At 57.1% G+C, this 15,214-nt stretch carries 19 protein-coding genes and 1 tRNA gene; 10 read left to right on the top strand and 10 right to left on the bottom strand.

All coding sequences use genetic code 11. The features are described 5' to 3' along the window. The first annotated feature begins 29 nt into the window (after positions 1-29). The gene (gene nrdR, locus GOW48_RS00575; RefSeq protein WP_170352743.1) at positions 30-500 is read left to right on the top strand and encodes a transcriptional regulator NrdR; all 471 of its coding nucleotides are present in this window, start codon (positions 30-32) and stop codon (positions 498-500) included. After that, the gene (gene ribD, locus GOW48_RS00580) at positions 497-1,597 is read left to right on the top strand and encodes a bifunctional diaminohydroxyphosphoribosylaminopyrimidine deaminase/5-amino-6-(5-phosphoribosylamino)uracil reductase RibD (protein WP_331251777.1); all 1,101 of its coding nucleotides are present in this window, start codon (positions 497-499) and stop codon (positions 1,595-1,597) included. The genes nrdR and ribD overlap by 4 nt, the downstream gene beginning before the upstream one ends. Here the strand turns inward: ribD and GOW48_RS00585 are convergent. Genes GOW48_RS00585 through GOW48_RS00595 form a run of 3 tightly spaced genes read right to left on the bottom strand, consistent with a single transcriptional unit; the run spans position 1,594 to position 6,100 of the window. Beyond that, a complete protein-coding gene (locus tag GOW48_RS00585) occupies positions 1,594-3,591 on the bottom strand; it encodes a capsular polysaccharide biosynthesis protein (protein ID WP_170751363.1) in 1,998 nt (665 codons plus the stop codon). The genes ribD and GOW48_RS00585 overlap by 4 nt on opposite strands. After that, the gene (locus GOW48_RS00590) at positions 3,591-4,721 is read right to left on the bottom strand and encodes a polysaccharide biosynthesis/export family protein (protein WP_170352744.1); all 1,131 of its coding nucleotides are present in this window, start codon (positions 4,719-4,721) and stop codon (positions 3,591-3,593) included. Before GOW48_RS00590 ends, GOW48_RS00585 begins: the two co-directional genes overlap by 1 nt. Before the next feature lie 32 nt (positions 4,722-4,753). Beyond that, the gene (locus GOW48_RS00595; protein WP_170750552.1) at positions 4,754-6,100 is read right to left on the bottom strand and encodes a capsule biosynthesis protein; all 1,347 of its coding nucleotides are present in this window, start codon (positions 6,098-6,100) and stop codon (positions 4,754-4,756) included. 140 nt (positions 6,101-6,240) lie between these two features. On the opposite strand from GOW48_RS00595, the gene GOW48_RS00600 reads away from it, so the two are divergent. The 5 genes from GOW48_RS00600 to GOW48_RS00620 all read left to right on the top strand — a co-directional run bounded on the left by GOW48_RS00600 (position 6,241) and on the right by GOW48_RS00620 (position 9,448). After that, on the top strand, positions 6,241-6,828 hold the full coding sequence (locus GOW48_RS00600) for a riboflavin synthase (RefSeq protein ID WP_170352746.1): 588 nt from the start codon (positions 6,241-6,243) through the stop codon (positions 6,826-6,828). A 103-nt stretch (positions 6,829-6,931) separates the two neighbouring features. Beyond that, positions 6,932-8,053 (top strand): 3,4-dihydroxy-2-butanone-4-phosphate synthase, encoded by a 1,122-nt coding sequence (gene ribB, locus GOW48_RS00605; RefSeq protein WP_170750554.1) that lies wholly within the window; start codon positions 6,932-6,934, stop codon positions 8,051-8,053. Between the two features lie 2 nt (positions 8,054-8,055). Next, entirely contained in the window at positions 8,056-8,607 is a 552-nt protein-coding gene (locus tag GOW48_RS00610; RefSeq protein WP_170750556.1) for a 6,7-dimethyl-8-ribityllumazine synthase, read from the top strand. Then, positions 8,604-9,086: a transcription antitermination factor NusB gene (gene nusB / locus GOW48_RS00615; RefSeq protein ID WP_170750558.1), complete on the top strand. Its 483-nt coding sequence runs from the start codon at positions 8,604-8,606 to the stop codon at positions 9,084-9,086. The genes GOW48_RS00610 and nusB overlap by 4 nt, the downstream gene beginning before the upstream one ends. A gap of 56 nt (positions 9,087-9,142) precedes the next feature. After that, positions 9,143-9,448 carry a hypothetical protein gene (locus GOW48_RS00620; protein ID WP_170750560.1) on the top strand — a complete coding sequence of 102 codons (306 nt, stop codon included), beginning with the start codon at positions 9,143-9,145 and terminating at the stop codon, positions 9,446-9,448. A gap of 214 nt (positions 9,449-9,662) precedes the next feature. On the opposite strand, the gene GOW48_RS00625 is transcribed toward GOW48_RS00620, so the two are convergent. Both GOW48_RS00625 and GOW48_RS00630 read right to left on the bottom strand, forming a co-directional pair. Then, positions 9,663-10,088, bottom strand: coding sequence for an SRPBCC family protein (locus tag GOW48_RS00625; RefSeq protein ID WP_170750562.1), 426 nt, complete (start codon positions 10,086-10,088; stop codon positions 9,663-9,665). Further along, positions 10,085-10,405: an ArsR/SmtB family transcription factor gene (locus tag GOW48_RS00630; RefSeq protein ID WP_170750564.1), complete on the bottom strand. Its 321-nt coding sequence runs from the start codon at positions 10,403-10,405 to the stop codon at positions 10,085-10,087. The genes GOW48_RS00625 and GOW48_RS00630 overlap by 4 nt, the downstream gene beginning before the upstream one ends. 114 nt (positions 10,406-10,519) lie before the next feature. Here GOW48_RS00630 and GOW48_RS00635 point away from each other — a divergent pair, with 114 nt between their 5' ends. Continuing rightward, positions 10,520-10,951 (top strand): MmcB family DNA repair protein, encoded by a 432-nt coding sequence (locus GOW48_RS00635; RefSeq protein ID WP_170750566.1) that lies wholly within the window; start codon positions 10,520-10,522, stop codon positions 10,949-10,951. 4 nt (positions 10,952-10,955) lie between these two features. Here the strand turns inward: GOW48_RS00635 and GOW48_RS00640 are convergent, their stop codons facing one another. After that, positions 10,956-11,144, bottom strand: a complete 189-nt coding sequence (locus tag GOW48_RS00640; RefSeq protein WP_170750568.1) for a DUF6324 family protein — start codon at positions 11,142-11,144, stop codon at positions 10,956-10,958. A gap of 77 nt (positions 11,145-11,221) precedes the next feature. Between GOW48_RS00640 and GOW48_RS00645 the strand changes: the two genes are divergently transcribed. Continuing rightward, positions 11,222-11,704 carry a GNAT family N-acetyltransferase gene (locus GOW48_RS00645; RefSeq protein ID WP_170750570.1) on the top strand — a complete coding sequence of 161 codons (483 nt, stop codon included), beginning with the start codon at positions 11,222-11,224 and terminating at the stop codon, positions 11,702-11,704. Positions 11,705-11,751: 47 nt separating this feature from the next. Further along, positions 11,752-11,828 (top strand) — tRNA-His (locus GOW48_RS00650). A gap of 78 nt (positions 11,829-11,906) precedes the next feature. Here the strand turns inward: GOW48_RS00650 and GOW48_RS00655 are convergent. The 4 genes from GOW48_RS00655 to GOW48_RS00670 form a co-directional block, all read right to left on the bottom strand. Continuing rightward, positions 11,907-12,713 carry an ABC transporter permease gene (locus tag GOW48_RS00655; RefSeq protein ID WP_170750572.1) on the bottom strand — a complete coding sequence of 269 codons (807 nt, stop codon included), beginning with the start codon at positions 12,711-12,713 and terminating at the stop codon, positions 11,907-11,909. Continuing rightward, a complete protein-coding gene (locus tag GOW48_RS00660) occupies positions 12,710-13,597 on the bottom strand; it encodes an ABC transporter permease (RefSeq protein WP_170751365.1) in 888 nt (295 codons plus the stop codon). The genes GOW48_RS00655 and GOW48_RS00660 overlap by 4 nt, the downstream gene beginning before the upstream one ends. A 72-nt stretch (positions 13,598-13,669) precedes the next feature. Next, positions 13,670-14,383 carry a transporter substrate-binding domain-containing protein gene (locus tag GOW48_RS00665; protein ID WP_170352757.1) on the bottom strand — a complete coding sequence of 238 codons (714 nt, stop codon included), beginning with the start codon at positions 14,381-14,383 and terminating at the stop codon, positions 13,670-13,672. 32 nt (positions 14,384-14,415) lie between these two features. Further along, positions 14,416-15,192: an ABC transporter ATP-binding protein gene (locus GOW48_RS00670; protein WP_170750574.1), complete on the bottom strand. Its 777-nt coding sequence runs from the start codon at positions 15,190-15,192 to the stop codon at positions 14,416-14,418. Between the last annotated feature and the right edge of the window lie 22 nt (positions 15,193-15,214).

Here is a 15,214-nt window from a genome sequence, read left to right on the forward strand (position 1 = left end):
AGGCGGAATTAGGGACGAGGAGACGGCGGATGCGCTGCCCGTTTTGCGGAAATATTGACACTCAGGTGAAAGATTCACGCCCCGCAGAGGATCACGTCGCGATCCGCAGGCGCCGGTTCTGTCCTGCGTGTGGCGGACGTTTCACAACCTATGAACGGGTGCAACTGCGCGATCTGGTTGTGATCAAAACCAATGGCAAACGGGAAGACTTTGACCGCGACAAACTGGAACGGTCTATCCGTATCTCAATGCAGAAACGTCCAATCGACCCCGAACGTATTGATCAGATGATCTCGGGGATTGTGCGCCGCCTGGAAAGCATGGGTGAGACCGATATCCCGTCGAACAAAATTGGCGAGATCGTCATGGAAGCGTTGGCGCGCATTGACACGGTTGCTTATGTGCGCTTTGCAAGCGTGTACAAGAATTTCCAGGCGGCCGATGATTTCGAGGAGTTTGTCCACGAACTGCGCCCGCCGCAGCCTTCGTCTGACGAGTGAACGACACAGATAAACGATACATGGCGTTGGCCCTGTCTTTGGGGCAACGCGGTCAAGGCACGTGTTGGCCAAACCCCTCGGTGGGTTGTGTTATCTTGCGCGATGGTCGGATTGTTGGGCGAGGTTGGACCCAACCCGGCGGACGACCGCATGCGGAAACCGTTGCGTTGGCACAGGCTGGTGAAACGGCCAAAGGCGCGACGGCCTATGTCTCGCTGGAGCCTTGCGCACATCATGGGAAAACCCCTCCTTGCACGGATGCGCTGATCGCAGCGGGGATTGCGCGCGTGGTTTCACCGGTCGAGGACAGTGATCCGCGTGTTGCAGGGCAGGGCTTCGCCAAATTGCGCGAAGCCGGAATCGAAGTCACGACAGGTGTTTTGGCCGCGCAGGCCGAACGTGACCACGCAGGTTTTTTCTTGCGGATGGAGCAGGGGCGCCCGTTCATAACCCTTAAATTGGCGAGCAGTTTCGATGGCCGGATCGCGACGGCCAGTGGTCACAGCCAGTGGATCACCGGTCCGCAGGCGCGGCGAGAAGTCCATGCGATGCGCGCGCGTCACGACGCGGTTATGGTTGGCGCAGGTACTGCGCGGGCCGATGACCCTTCACTGACCGTCCGTGATCTTGGTGTGGCGCAGCAACCTGTCCGTATCGTTGTTTCGCGCCATCTTGATATCCCATTGATGAGCCAACTGGCCCGATCCGCCAAGCAAGTTCCTGTTTGGCTGTGCCACGGCCATGCCCCCGATGCCGAGCGGGCCCGGGCATGGGAGGGGCTAGGGGCCACATTGATCCCTTGCGCATTGCAAGATCACCAGATTGATGCTGCGGATATGTTGCAACAACTGGGGCAGGCGGGGCTGACACGTGTTTTCTGCGAAGGCGGCTCGGCGTTGGCGGCATCTTTGTTGGCGCAGGATCTGGTTGACGAACTGGTCGGATTTAGCGCGGGTCTGACCATCGGTGCAGAAGGTTTACCGGGGATCGGAGCATTGGGACTGGAGACGCTGGAAGCAGCCCCTCGGTTTGAATTGATGGAAACGCGCGCTGTTGGCCCCGACGTCATGCATCGCTGGCGGCGGTCACTGCGCTAGCGTCGCCATAGATGAGCATGTGTCGCAAAGGCGCCCTGCAGTTTAGATAGCAATCGTAACATCGGCGGACCTTTCATTCCTTCACGGTCGGTCAGGCGCTGCAGCGCGACCTCGACTGGGCAGGGGTTGCCTGTGATCGGGTCCAGATACCGCGGGTAGTCGATCAACGCGGCATGGACCAAACCCAACACTGTGGGATGTGCGCCACGCCGGGCCGGGACGGTGCCGAGGTCCTGCGTCAACCCCCAACCCGCATAGAAGGGGGCACCGACAGTGGTCACAGGCAGGTTGCGGATTAGCGCCTCGAACCCAAGCAAAGAAGTCATTGTCCAGACTTCATTGACCTGAGGCAATAGCTGGGCCGGATCCGTATCACGTATGATGACATCAGCGAGGCCGTCGGCATCTATCGCACCGTCTCGTAGACCGGCCTCGACATCTGGGTGGGGCTTATAGATCAAAACAGCGTCCGGGTTCTTGTCCCGTACCATCTGTAACAGTTCAAGGTTGGTACGGATCGTTCCGGTCCCTAACAGGATCGAGGCGTCGTCCTCTACTTGTCCGGGTACAAGAATGCGATGCCCCTTGGGCAAGTCCGGTACTTGGCCGCCGATATTGTATTTGCTGATCTGCCCCGAGGTGATTTTCTCAACCAGCCTGTCTGCGCGCAGTTCCTGATCCGGGCGCAGAGTTTCCCGTTGGGCGATCAGCTGTTCAAGCCGACTAGCTCGCGTCGGGTCGTAATATATGCCCAGATCATCGGCGACCAGCGAGACGGGCGGAACCAAGGCAGCGCCCAAACCACGGGACCGCAGGAAACCATCCTCGATCCTAACAACACTCTCTTGCCCTTCGGCTCGGCTGGCCCAAACCATATGTGGTTTTTCGGAAGACGCAGGAGCGCTTTTGGTAAAGCGAATTTTGGTCTCACGCCCAAACATCCTTTGAAGATGACCACGTTTCCACAAGCGCATCCCCGAGGCCGTCCAGCCCGCGTGATCCTGACGCCATGCGCGTGTCTGCGCCTCTAACGTATCCAGAACCATTTCCAATTCGCAAAGTTGATCCCGATAGGGGTCATACCAAGTAGGATAAAGGATCATGGCGGCCGCAAAAAGCTGGGCTGGTGTCAGGCTGCGCTGACGGCGGGGCAGGTATTCTTCGTCCTGCGTTAGGCCCCAGCCCGCATAGAAGGGTTGACCAAAGACGCGGGGCTTGTGGCCTGCCAAAATGGCCTCGAACCCGAATTGCGAAGACAGGGTGTAGACGCCCACTGCACCTTCAAGCAAGTCCCACGGGCTGATCGGTTCTTCAAACAAGGCGACACGACCTGATTGGTCCAGGTCAGAGAAATACCCACTGCGATGACCGCTAATGGTTTCGGGGTGGGTTTTGATCAATACGCGCGCGCCTGGGTGCTCTTCTTGCGCCATGACCAACATTTCGCGGAACCGGGCCGCGTCGCCTTTGCTGGCAGTAACCGATGCATCGTCTTGGGCCTGATCGACAACCAACACATACCCCGGCGCCGGCAGAGACTTAGTGACTTCAAACCCCGAGTACTTGCTGAGATGCAGTTCCTTCATCCGCGCAATCGCACCGCGCGCCCGGTTCAGCAGGGCCGTATCATCCAAAGGGTGCGTCGCCAGCAAAGTCTCAAGATCGGATGGGCGCGTAGGGTCGAAGTGTAGACCGGACCGGTCCAGCAATAGGCCTAGCGGCGGTTCGCCATCCCGACCAGGATGCAAAGATCGCAGAAAAGCATCTTCGACACGCAAGACAGGGGATTTGTGTTTTTCTGCGATATTCAAGCCGCGGTGGGCGGTTGGACTGTTGCCCCATATGGCAACGGTATCTCCGTCTTTGGGTAGACCCAGCCGAATGTCGTAGCCCGCAAGCTTAAGAATGCGACGAATACGGCGGTTGGTCAGGAAACCGCCATTGTAGACACGCAGGCGGGTACGCTGTTCCTCGACCATCGCCGCAGCCGACATCACCCGCCTGTCAGGGTCGTAACGTTGGCCAGCGGTGTAAGCCCGCCCGCGATCAGCGATATCGACTTGCTCCACTGCGCATAGGGCGCTTCGGTAACGTAAATCGTGTCGTCGTCGCGGATGACGAAATCACGGGCCACGAACAGGCCGTTTGGTGCAGTAAGGTTAAGCAGGTAAATCACCCGCTGTTCGCCCTGTAAGTCCGAGCGTCCCATGACCGAACGGGCAATGTCCTGTCGTTCGTTTCGCAGCACGAAGATGCCGGTAGGGTCCGAGGACAGGGACTGTAGCCCTCCGACTTGGGCCAAAGCTTCGAGTGCAGTCAAATCTTGACTGTCGAACGCAACACGCGACTGGCCGGTAGCCCCTAGGGCAACATAAGACCGACTGTCGGCTTCGACCAATATGCGGTCACCGGCGCGCAGTGCGATATCCAGCTTAGGATTGGTGAACAGGTCATTGTACCAGACCGTTCCCCGTTGATTGCCCCGAATAACGGTAACAAGCGCGATGTCAGACCCGACTGAAACGCCTCCGGCTTGGGACAGCATGCCAGCCAGAGTGCGGGTCGGGCTTTCGATAGGGTATATACCTGGCGAGCCAATCTCGCCGTTCAGCGTAACGGTTGAACCGTTTCCGGCTGTCCGCCGGACCTCGACCTGTGGATCTGGTGTTTGGTCTTGCAGTTTGCTTGTGATCAGTTGGCGCAGCTGTTCTGGGGTATTCCCAGAGGCCCTGACGCGACCGGCATAAGGAACAAAGATAAACCCTTCACTGTCCACTTGAATTTGATCCAGCGTCGTCGCGCCGCCGATATCTGAAGAAAGCAGCCCGTCATCGACGTTCTCCCAGACCGACAGGCTCAGGGAGTCACCGGGGCGCACTGTATCGGCGGCCAGGTTTGGCGCGCTGAGGAAAGACTGCGAAAACCCGAATTGGGGAACAGCGGACGTGACCTCTGTGATACGATCATCCACTTCGACTATGAACGCATTGCCACCATTCTGAACTGAGCCAGCCAAAATTTCATTCTTGCTCGGGCCAGATTTGGGAAGCTGACACCCGGCCAAAAAGCCAAAAACGGCAACAAGGAAAAATCCCCGTGCCCATTGGAGCGGAAAGCACTGCACTGCCGAATATCCTCAGTCTTCTTTTGTTTGTCTTAAGTTAGCTTGTCATTGCGTTGACTTCCAGCATCAAGCCGTTTGTTTCCTTCAACGATCTTCAACTGTGGCGTCTGCGCCGCGTTACCCGGCAGCAGTGTCTCATAGGGGTCGCATTGGGCAAGCAACATATCCGTTACACGCCGCAGCAACTGCCGCCGACCACGTCTGGAGTAAAACCCTCCGGGCACCTGACAAGTTTTAAGCAGGAACTGGCGATAAGCCTGATACGCGGCCGTGTCAGGAGGGGTGGGGTTGCCAAAAAACTGGGCAAATGTCTGTCCCGAGATGAACTCGGGCTTGTTGTAGACGGACCGCCCGAAACTGCGCAGCGGAATTCCGCGCCACAAAACTTGCTGTCCGGCGGTCGAGTTGATGGTGACAGCGGAATTCGCTTCGTTCAACAGCCGCGCAAGCTTTCCACCCGGCACATAGTGGACACGGTCGCCGACACCATGGGCGTTGGCGATTTGACGGGTTCTGCGGTTCAGGGGTTCTCGGTGGTTTTCAAGCGGATGTTCTTTGATGACAAGCTGGTGGTGACGCGGTGCCCCATCAGCAAAGCCCTTGATGGCCTGTTCCAGAAATTCTGACATGTTGGAATAGTCGGAATGCGATTGAACCGAGCTGTCATGCCCCAATTGCAGCAGCACAAGATGATATGGCATACCGCTTCTGCGAGCGCGAAACGTCGCCCAGCGTCGTTGCAAGCGGTGAAAGGGCATCAGCATAAGCCGTTTGAAATACAGCGTAAATTCCTTGGAAACTGGCAGCTCTCTGTGCCGCTGGAAGTTGCGATACCTCTGATTGAGGAACAACAAAAACCAATGATATAGCGCACCATAAAAGATGTGCTGCCGCATGTCGCCCCAATGCGAAGGCGGCGGGGGATCCTGAGTGTCCGAGCGTTCGAGGGCTTGTTCCATCTGCGGGATCGTAAGCGACATCAGGCGAGAGTTCCCGTTCGATCCCATGCGTTCATAAGTGACCCACCACGGACGCAGATAACCTTCTTCGAACACATGCACGGTTATGTTTCGTTCGCTGGCAATCTTGATTGCTTGGGCATGTATTGGGCGTGCGTCGCCGTATAAGACGAGGTCGGTCACACCAAGCGTCTCAGTCAGCCCGCGGAAACTTTCAGGCCATTGCTCAGGACGGTCGGTAAAGGGAATATAGCTTGCACGGTCGAACCAGAACGCGCGGTCACCGGCATTGAAGCCCACACGCCGAACCTCGGCACCTGTTTTGCGCAGCACGCGTGCGAGTGCATTGAAAAACGGTCCGTGCGGTCCCTGTAGAAACAGGAAAACACGGCGCTCAGAGCCTTTTGTGAGTGGTGGCATTGGTGCTGCTCTTGCTCGTTGGTGCGAAATTTATGCCTTTTTGTGCTGCGTCCGGCAAGGCGGGCCTTGCCCGGAACCGCCGATACGCTTACCTCGGCAAGTAGACTGGATGGAATATTAGGAACCGAAGGGTAAAGGAAATGTTCACAGGTATCGTCACCGATGTTGGCACCATTGCCGAACTTGACCAACAGGGCGACCTGCGGGCGCGGATCAAGACCGCCTATAAGACATCCGGCATCGATATAGGTGCCTCAATCGCGAGCGATGGGGTGTGCCTGACCGTCATCGCCTTGGGGGACGACTGGTATGATGTTCAGATCAGTGCCGAGACGGTATCCAAGACGAACCTGTCCAACTGGTCGGTCGGCAAACATGTCAATCTGGAACGCGCTCTTAAAGTCGGGGATGAGTTGGGTGGTCATATCGTGTCTGGGCACGTGGACGGAGTCGCTGAGGTCGTTGCTATCGAGGATGAAGGCGACAGTACCCGTGTGACCTTGCGCGCGCCCAAGGACCTTGCGCGCTTTATCGCACCCAAGGGTTCGGTTGCGCTGAACGGGACGTCTCTGACCGTCAACGATGTGGACGGCAGTGACTTTGGTATCAACTTCATCCCTCATACCAAAGAGGTGACGACATGGGGCGATGTTGCGATTGGAGACAAAGTCAACCTCGAGATCGACACCCTGGCCCGCTACGTTGCCCGCCTGGCCGAAATGTCCTGAGTTAAACGCCGCGTTCTGACCGGTTCGGGACGTTTGCAGACTGGCCTTTGCGCGCGGGGTGGTCTATCCACCCGTGCAAACATGCTCTGCGAAAGGCTGCCCAATGAGCTTTGAAACCCCCGGACCCGTCGAAGCGCAACTGCGCGACGCGATCAGCCCGATTGAAGAGATCATCGAAGAGGCGCGCAAAGGCCGGATGTATATTCTGGTCGACCACGAAGATCGTGAGAATGAAGGCGATCTGGTCATCGCCGCCGAGTTTGCGGATGCCGAGGCGATCAACTTCATGGCCACCCATGGGCGCGGCCTGATCTGCCTGCCGATGACCGCGGAACGGGTGGATGCGCTGGGACTGCCGATGATGGCGGTGAACAATTCCTCGCGTCATGAAACCGCGTTCACCGTTTCGATCGAGGCGCGCGAAGGTGTGTCGACCGGGATTTCCGCCGCTGACCGCGCCCTGACTGTTGCGACGGCCATCAATGAACAAAACACGATGGCGGCCATTGCCACCCCGGGCCATGTCTTCCCATTACGCGCCAAGCGGGGCGGGGTGCTGGTGCGTGCGGGCCATACCGAGGCTGCGGTTGATATCTCGCGCTTGGCCGGGCTGAACCCTTCGGGCGTGATCTGCGAGATCATGAAGCCCGACGGCACAATGGCGCGTCTGCCCGATCTGGTGGAATTCGCCAAAACCCATGACATGAAAATCGGTACGATCAGCGACCTTATCACCTATCGATCCCGCAATGACAATCTGGTGGTCGAGACGTCTCGTGAAACCGTCAATTCGGAATATGGTGGCGAATGGGAGATGCGGCTGTTCACTGACCAGCTTCATGGCATCGAACATGTGGTCATGATCAAAGGCGACATCACCACGCCCGAACCCGTTCTGACCCGCACCCATGCTTTGCACGAAGCGCCGGATATCTTGGGCCTCGGGCCTAAATCTTCGCGCGAACTGCCGCGTGCGATGGAGAAGATCGCCGAAGAGGGGCGCGGCGTCGTCTGTCTGTTCCGCCAACCGCGCAACTCGCTTTACGCGGTCGAGGATGAAGGCCCTAGGACCATCAAACAAACAGGACTGGGGTCTCAGATCCTGTCCAAATTGGGCATTCACGAGCTGGTGCTGCTGACCGACTCGCCCGAAACCGTATACTTGGGGCTCGACGCGTTTGGCCTGTCCATCGTCGGCACCCGTTCCATCCTCAAGGAAGACTGATCGTGGCTGAACAAGACAAACACGGCGTCCTGCCGACTCCGACATTCGACAAGCCAGTGAAACTGCTGCTGGTGGTGGCCCCGTTCTATCGTGCCATTGCCGACAATATGGTTGCCGGTGCCAAGGACGAGATCGAGGCTGCGGGCGGCACTTGTGACGTGGTCGAGGTTCCCGGCGCGTTGGAGATACCCACCGCCATCGCCATGGCTGACCGGCAGTGCAACTATGATGGCTATGTCGCGCTGGGCTGCGTTATTCGCGGTGAGACGACGCATTATGAAACCGTCTGCAATGACTCCAGCCGCGCGATTCAGTTGATGGGCCTGCAGGGCCTGCTGATTGGTAACGGCATCCTGACCGTCGAGAACGACGAACAGGCCGAGGTTCGCGCCAATCCAGAAAAGATGAATAAAGGGGGCGGGGCAGCCGCTGCGGCCTTGCATCTGATCGCGCTCAGCCGTAAGTGGGGCTCTTCCAAAAAGGGCGTGGGCTTCAAGCCACCGTCCGAGTCCATCCTAGTGGCGGGCGACAGCAACGGACCCACGACAGCATGACCCAGACAGACGCGCCGAAACCGGCAAACCAGAAACGCCTGATGAAATCCGCCGCTCGGCTTTACGCCGTTCAGGCGCTGTTCCAGATGGAACAGTCAGGCCAGACGACCGAAGCAGTCGTGAACGAGTTTCTGGATCACCGGTTCGGTGCCATCTATGAGGGCGAAGAAATGCTGGACGGCGATATCCGCCTGTTCCGCAAGCTGGTCGAGGACGCCGTGAACTATCAGGCCCCGATCGACCAGATGACCGACCGCGCGCTGGTGGCCAAATGGCCCATCGCGCGCATCGATCCGACCCTGCGCGCTGCGTTCCGCGCCGCAGGCGCCGAACTAACCCAAAGCGACACGCCGCCCAAGGTGGTCATCACCGAATTCGTCGACGTGGCCCGCGCCTTCTTCCCCGAAGGAAAAGAGCCGAAATTCGTCAACGCTGTACTGGACCACATGGCGCGCGAAGCCCAGCCCGAGGCGTTCTGACGCCTTTACTAGGTGCTCTGGCAGACTAAGCTTCTTGCAGAACAAGGAGTGCCGCAATGCCCAAGCTCATCCGTCTTTATATCACTCAGGTTATCTGGGGCTTCGTGATCTCAGCCGTGTTTGTCGGTGTGCTGTTGGCGGTGAACGTGGCTAACCTGCGCGGGCTGATCTGGGGTTCGGACGTTGGGCTGGTGGCGTTGGTTATGATTTGGTTCATGAACGGGATTGTCTTTGCAGGCGTCCAGTTTGCTTACAAGATCATGAGCATGGCCGAAAAGCCGGGTGGCCCACGGCGCGGCTCGCCGGTCGTTAATCTATTCAAACCGGTTCCGGTCAAGCAGGATTCCAGCGCAGAACGCTGAAATTAAAAGAAAATTGTGGCGGGACCACCAGTCAACCGTGCGGTGTGATTCCCGAGGACCTGTATGTACAGGTGGGCGCCAGGTAATCAGGCCAGGACCTGAACAGAGCCAGCCCCCTCGGAATTGCTTAAGGCCACCAGAATGCTAACAGTCACAAGAAGGGCAGAACCCGCCAAGCGCTTAGTTAGGGCGTCTTACGGGCTGGCACAAGGGGTTAAGCGTCAACAGTCTCGTGCAGGGCTTTGCGCATCTTGCCGAAATGCTCGTCCCACCCGTTATCCAGCGCCAGGATCAGGCCGAAAGCCTCTGCGCCTTGTGGCAGGCCTTCGTGCTCCAATGACAATCGCGTGCCGCCGTCTATGGGTTCTAACGTCCATTTGACCACGCTGACAGCGTCCCCCATCGGTTTCACCGTGAAGGTATATTCAAGATACTGCGGCTTGCGCGCCTCACGCACCTCTCCCCAGATCAACAGGTCGCCACTTGTGGTCCCGAACATCTCAAGCCTTTGTCCTGCTGCCAGTGGGCGTTCGGGCTTGTGAAACCATTCGGCAAGATGTTCCGGTTCGGTCAGATAGGCCCAGACAGTGTCCGGTTCGGCGCGCAGGAAGATGGTCTTTTGCAAAACTGCGTTGGTCATGTCTCTTTCCTCTCAATGGCTTCTTTCAAGTTACGCAGGCGCTCGTCCCAGAACTGATCAAAGAAGCTCAACCAATCCAGAACAGGGGCCATTCCCTTGGGTTCAAGACGGTTGATGCGTTCTCTCCCCCGAGCTTCGACCCGGATGAGGCCCCCGTCCGACAACACGGTCAGGTGTTTCTTGACGGCTGCTCGGGTCATGTCGAAGCAATCTGTCAGTTGCGCGATTGTCATATCCTGCGATGCAAGCATCTGAACGATGTCCCGGCGCGTGGGGTCCGCAAGCGCGCGAAACGCGTTTTGGATTTGGTCAGGCATCCGTTTCCTCATATTCGATACCATTTGGTTTCATATTTATCCAATACCATATGGTATCATGTCAACGGCAATCTCACCCTTGCAATTTGTTCACGAATTGTTCACATTTTCCCAATGACATTGGATCTACAACCCGGCCAGAAGCTAGCACGCGGCGTGGCGCGTCATCTCAGCGCGCACGGTTTTGTTTCTGTTGAGGAATTCGTGCCGGCGCGCGGGTTGCGTGTGGACGTTATGGGGTTGGGCCCCAAGGGTGAATTGTGGGTAGTGGAATGCAAATCCAGCCGAGCCGATTACCAATCGGATTCCAAGTGGCAGGGCTATTTGGAGTGGTGTGATCGGTTTTTCTGGGCCGTGGATACAGATTTTCCGACCGAGCTGTTGCCGCCTGAGACGGGGCTAATTATCGCCGATGCCTACGATGCTGAAATAGTTCGAATGGCACCCGAGGATAAACTGGCACCAGCACGTCGCAAAAAGATGATCCAGAAATTCGCCACAGATGCGGCCCGGAGACTACACGCGTTGCGCGATCCAAGGCTTTGATACTTCAGCCTTTAACAGCCCGAGCAGCCTGAGCAGCAGCACGGATTTCTTCCGCAATTTCTTCGGCTTCGTCCGGTTCAAAGTCCATCGGAATCTCGACGCCATCCGCCTCAATGAACAGGCGTACCATACCTCGATCGGTTGGGCCGATCTGCAGATTTGCCTGAATGTCACGTTCGGTGTTGATGCTCATTTGCGCCTCCGGGGATGAGGGTCTGTGCTAGCGCGCAAAGACTTGAGAATCAAGACAGAGATGCGCTCAGATACAGTATGAACGATGTAGCAATCAGACTCTTTCGCGCGTCAGATGTGCCTTGGTTGGTAGAGCAGCACGCAATCCTATACGAGCGCGATGAAGGGTTCGACAAAAGCTTTGCCCGGTTGGTGCGCAAGATACTTGACGAGTTCGTGGCCAGTCATGATCCCAAATGCGAATGCGGTTGGGTGGCCGAGCAGGCAGGTGATCGCCTTGGGAGTATTTTTTGTGTCCGGCTAGATGAGGACACAGCGAAACTGCGGCTTTTTTTCCTGGTGCCAAAGGCGAGGGGGAAGGGGCTTGGCAAACGCTTGTTGCGCACCTGTATGAACCACGCGCGTGCTGTTGGTTTCACGAAGATGTCACTATGGACCCATGAAAGCCATAGGGCGGCTTGCGCGCTTTACAAAGCTGAAGGGTGGCATTTGACGGACAGCAAACCAGTGCATTCCTTTGGGGTCGATCTTGTCGAACAAAGCTGGAAAATTCGGCTTTAATCCTCTTGCATTCCCCCGGCGCGTTCGGTAAATCGCCCCTCACGAGTGCCGCCTTAGCTCAGTTGGTTAGAGCGCTGGATTGTGGATCCAGAGGTCCCCTGTTCAAGCCAGGGAGGCGGTACCATTTACTCGAAAAACGCGAATAAAGAAACGCACAGGGCAGAGCCGTGCGCGTGTTGTGTTGCGAAAAGGTGCGCCGGGGTCAGCGCACCAGATTCAGCCTCAGTTTCATTTTACTGCGTTTGGCAACCGGCAGATGCCGGTTCAGACGCTTGTTGACCATTCCAAATCCCCAGATCACGGCCAGAGTCAGCAAGATGAAATAAAAGGCCAGAATCGGGTAGGGGACAAACGGATTGAAAGTCTTGTCCGCGAAATATCCCGCGTAATACAGAGCGTCCCCGCGCTGCTGCCAGACCGGGAAGGCCGAGAAGAAGACCAGCGTGGTTGCGTGGAACAGAAAAATCGCCTCGTTGGTGTAGGCAGGCCAAGCCAGCCGCAGCATGGTGGGCCAGATGATGCGGCGGAACCGTGGCCAGCCGGTCATGCCATAGGCGTCTGCGGCCTCGATATCGCCCTTGGGGATCGAACGTAGCGCGCCATAGAAGATCTCGCCCGAATAGGCTGCCGTGTTGCAGAACAGCACGATCAGCGCGCCCAACCAAGCGGATGTCAGGGCGTCAAGGAAGGGAAAATTCTGTTTGAGGGAGAGGAAGAAGAAATAGGCAAAGAAAAACTGGATAAACAGTGGCGAGCCTCGGAAAAGGAAGATGAACCATTCCGAAGGTTTGCGCAGCCATTTCTTTGTCGACGCTTTTCCCATGGCCAGTGCAGTGGCCAGAAAGAACCCGGTGATCAGCGCCATGATGCCGAAATAGATATTCCAGATCATGCCCGAGCCGATCAGGGTGAAATGTTCGCATAGCGTGAAACCATCGCGTGGCAGCAACCGCTCACCAATCCCGATCGAACGCAGGCCGTAATCCTGAATAGTCTGAAGACAACTCATGCCGTCGTCTCCTTACGCAGCAACTCTCCGCCTGAGGTGGCCTGACCGTGCGACAGTCGGCGCATCAGGCGTTCCAGGCCAATCTCGGACACACGGGTCATTCCAAGGTAGAACACCAGCAGAGCAAGGAAGTACCACATACGCCAGTCACCATGGGGGTATTGGGTGAATTTCGGGTTCTTGATCGCGCCCAGCTCACGTGCCCAGTACACGATATCTTCGATGCCTAGCAGGAACAGAAGCGGCGTGGCCTTTATCAACACCATCCAAAGGTTGGATAAGCCGGGCAGGGCATAGACCCACATCTGAGGAACCAGAACGCGCCAAAAGGTCTGGCGATTTGTCATGCCATAAGCTGCGGCCGTCTCTAGTTGTGCATGGGGAACCGCGCGCATACCGCCAAACAAGACGTTCGCTGCAAAGGCACCAAAAACGATCGAAAAGGTAATAACGGCCAGAAAGAACCCATAGGTTTCGTGGACCCATTCAGGGGATGTGCCCAGCGGCAATTTCGCAGCCTGACAGACGATAAAATCATTGCCTTGCCTAACCGGGTCCGTCCATTCGGGGCACAGAACTTTGTGTCGCGTCCATTCGAACGCCTGATCCAAAGCGATTACGAAGAACATGAAAAAGGCAATGTCAGGGACACCGCGCACGACGGCGATATAGCCTTTGCCAAGCCATGCCAGCGGCAAAAAATGAGATCGGGCCGCCATCGCTCCAAGAAAGCCGAACCCCAATGCCACAGGCGCGGTGATTGCCAGCAGCAGCAGAACCTTGAAGAAGGACAGGTAGAACAGCCAATGGACACCGTTGGTCAGGTAACAGGAGAACCAACGGACCGTGCCGAGCGTTTCGGGATCAGTGCAGAACGAGAAAATGGCGGGCCTCTTTGACTTGCAAGGGCTCAGATGCGGCGCGCCCTGTGATCGGGCGCTCCGCTGAGGTTTGGATTAGAAGGTCGAAGACACTTCCCATTTGGTGATAAGCGCGTTCAGGCTGCCGTCATCCTTCATGGATTGGATCGCCGTGTTGAACTTTTCTTTCAGCTCACCGTCGGATTCGCGGATGCCCATACCGACACCGCCGCCCAGCGGCACTTCGTCACCAACGAATACCATGCCCGAGCCGTCTTCGGTGAAGGGCGCCAGGAAGGATTTATCCGCCAGGACTGCATCCGCCTCACCGTTCTGAACGGCTGCGATTGTTTCTTCGGGGCTGGCGAATTCGACCAGAGTCGCGCCGGAATCGGCGACATAGCCCGCCTGAATGGTGCCGGTCTGCGCAGCGATCACACCACCGGCAAGATCAACGCCATCGGACATCGCAACATAAGCAGACGGATCCGGCGGCGTGTAGTTTTGGGTGAAATCGATGACTTCGTCACGTTCGTCGGTGATCGACATACCGGCGATGATGGCATCGTAGTTGCCCGACACCAGGTTCGGAATGATCGAATCCCAATCGTTCTTGACCCATTCACATTCCAGGTTGGCGCGTTTGCACAGCTCGTCGCCCAGCTCACGCTCAAACCCGTCGATTTCGCCTGCATCGTTGACGAAGTTCCACGGAGCATAGGCGCCTTCCGTGCCAAGACGGACGGTATCCGCCATTGCCATACCAGCGCCGAGCGCCAGGGCTGCTGTGGTCAGAATCAGTTTTTTCATTGGTTACTCCCCAGTTTGGTCCTGTCCGTTTATTAGGCCGCCTGTGTGGCGGATAGAAAGCCCTGAAGCCTCTTGGATTCAGGGGTGGTGAAGATGTCCTCCGGCAGACCTTCTTCTTCGATGAGGCCCTGATGCAGAAAGACGACATGGCTTGAGATATCAGCCGCCATCTTCATGTCGTGGGTCACAATGATCATAGTACGCCCCTCGGCGGCCAGATCCTTGATCACCTTAATTACTTCTTGCTCCAACTCGGGGTCCAGCGCCGATGTCGGTTCGTCAAACAACAGGGCTTCAGGCTCCATGCATAGCCCGCGCGCGATAGCAGCGCGCTGTTGTTGGCCGCCAGAAAGCTGGGCCGGGTAGACGTCGCACTTGTCGCCAATGCCCACTTTTTCCAGATACTTGCGGGCGCTGTCCTCAACCTCGGCCTTGTCACGCCCCAAAACGGTAACAGGGGCTTCCATCACGTTTTGCAGAATGGTCATGTGAGACCACAGGTTGAACTGCTGGAAAACCATCGACAGGTTCGTGCGGATACGCAGAACCTGCTTAGGGTCTGCGGGTCGGCGGTGATGGTCGCTACCTGTCCAGCGCACGGGTTCGCCCTTGAACAGAATCTCACCCTGCTGACTGTCTTCCAACAGGTTGCAGCAGCGCAGCAAAGTGGACTTCCCGGACCCGGACGAACCGATAAGCGATACGACGTCGCCCCGTCTTGCCGTAATATCCACCCCTTTCAGCACCTCAAGATTGCCGAAACTCTTGTGTAGGTTTTTGATCTCGATGACCGGAGTGGAATCTGTCACGGGCGACCTGAGTGTTGTTGGT

The organism is Ruegeria lacuscaerulensis (assembly GCF_013033355.1).
GTDB classification, from domain to species: domain Bacteria; phylum Pseudomonadota; class Alphaproteobacteria; order Rhodobacterales; family Rhodobacteraceae; genus Ruegeria; species Ruegeria lacuscaerulensis_A.

Coding starts and splice junctions, on each gene's coding strand:
- nrdR (WP_170352743.1), top strand. CDS start 30: ATGCGCTGCCCGTTTTGCGGAAATATTGACACTCAGGTGAAAGATTCA.
- GOW48_RS00585 (WP_170751363.1), bottom strand. CDS start 3,591: ATGTCGGCTGCGGCGATGGTCGAGGAACAGCGTACCCGCCTGCGTGTC.
- GOW48_RS00595 (WP_170750552.1), bottom strand. CDS start 6,100: ATGCCACCACTCACAAAAGGCTCTGAGCGCCGTGTTTTCCTGTTTCTA.
- GOW48_RS00600 (WP_170352746.1), top strand. CDS start 6,241: ATGTTCACAGGTATCGTCACCGATGTTGGCACCATTGCCGAACTTGAC.
- ribB (WP_170750554.1), top strand. CDS start 6,932: ATGAGCTTTGAAACCCCCGGACCCGTCGAAGCGCAACTGCGCGACGCG.
- nusB (WP_170750558.1), top strand. CDS start 8,604: ATGACCCAGACAGACGCGCCGAAACCGGCAAACCAGAAACGCCTGATG.
- GOW48_RS00620 (WP_170750560.1), top strand. CDS start 9,143: ATGCCCAAGCTCATCCGTCTTTATATCACTCAGGTTATCTGGGGCTTC.
- GOW48_RS00625 (WP_170750562.1), bottom strand. CDS start 10,088: ATGACCAACGCAGTTTTGCAAAAGACCATCTTCCTGCGCGCCGAACCG.
- GOW48_RS00630 (WP_170750564.1), bottom strand. CDS start 10,405: ATGCCTGACCAAATCCAAAACGCGTTTCGCGCGCTTGCGGACCCCACG.
- GOW48_RS00635 (WP_170750566.1), top strand. CDS start 10,520: ATGACATTGGATCTACAACCCGGCCAGAAGCTAGCACGCGGCGTGGCG.
- GOW48_RS00640 (WP_170750568.1), bottom strand. CDS start 11,144: ATGAGCATCAACACCGAACGTGACATTCAGGCAAATCTGCAGATCGGC.
- GOW48_RS00645 (WP_170750570.1), top strand. CDS start 11,222: ATGAACGATGTAGCAATCAGACTCTTTCGCGCGTCAGATGTGCCTTGG.
- GOW48_RS00655 (WP_170750572.1), bottom strand. CDS start 12,713: ATGAGTTGTCTTCAGACTATTCAGGATTACGGCCTGCGTTCGATCGGG.
- GOW48_RS00665 (WP_170352757.1), bottom strand. CDS start 14,383: ATGAAAAAACTGATTCTGACCACAGCAGCCCTGGCGCTCGGCGCTGGT.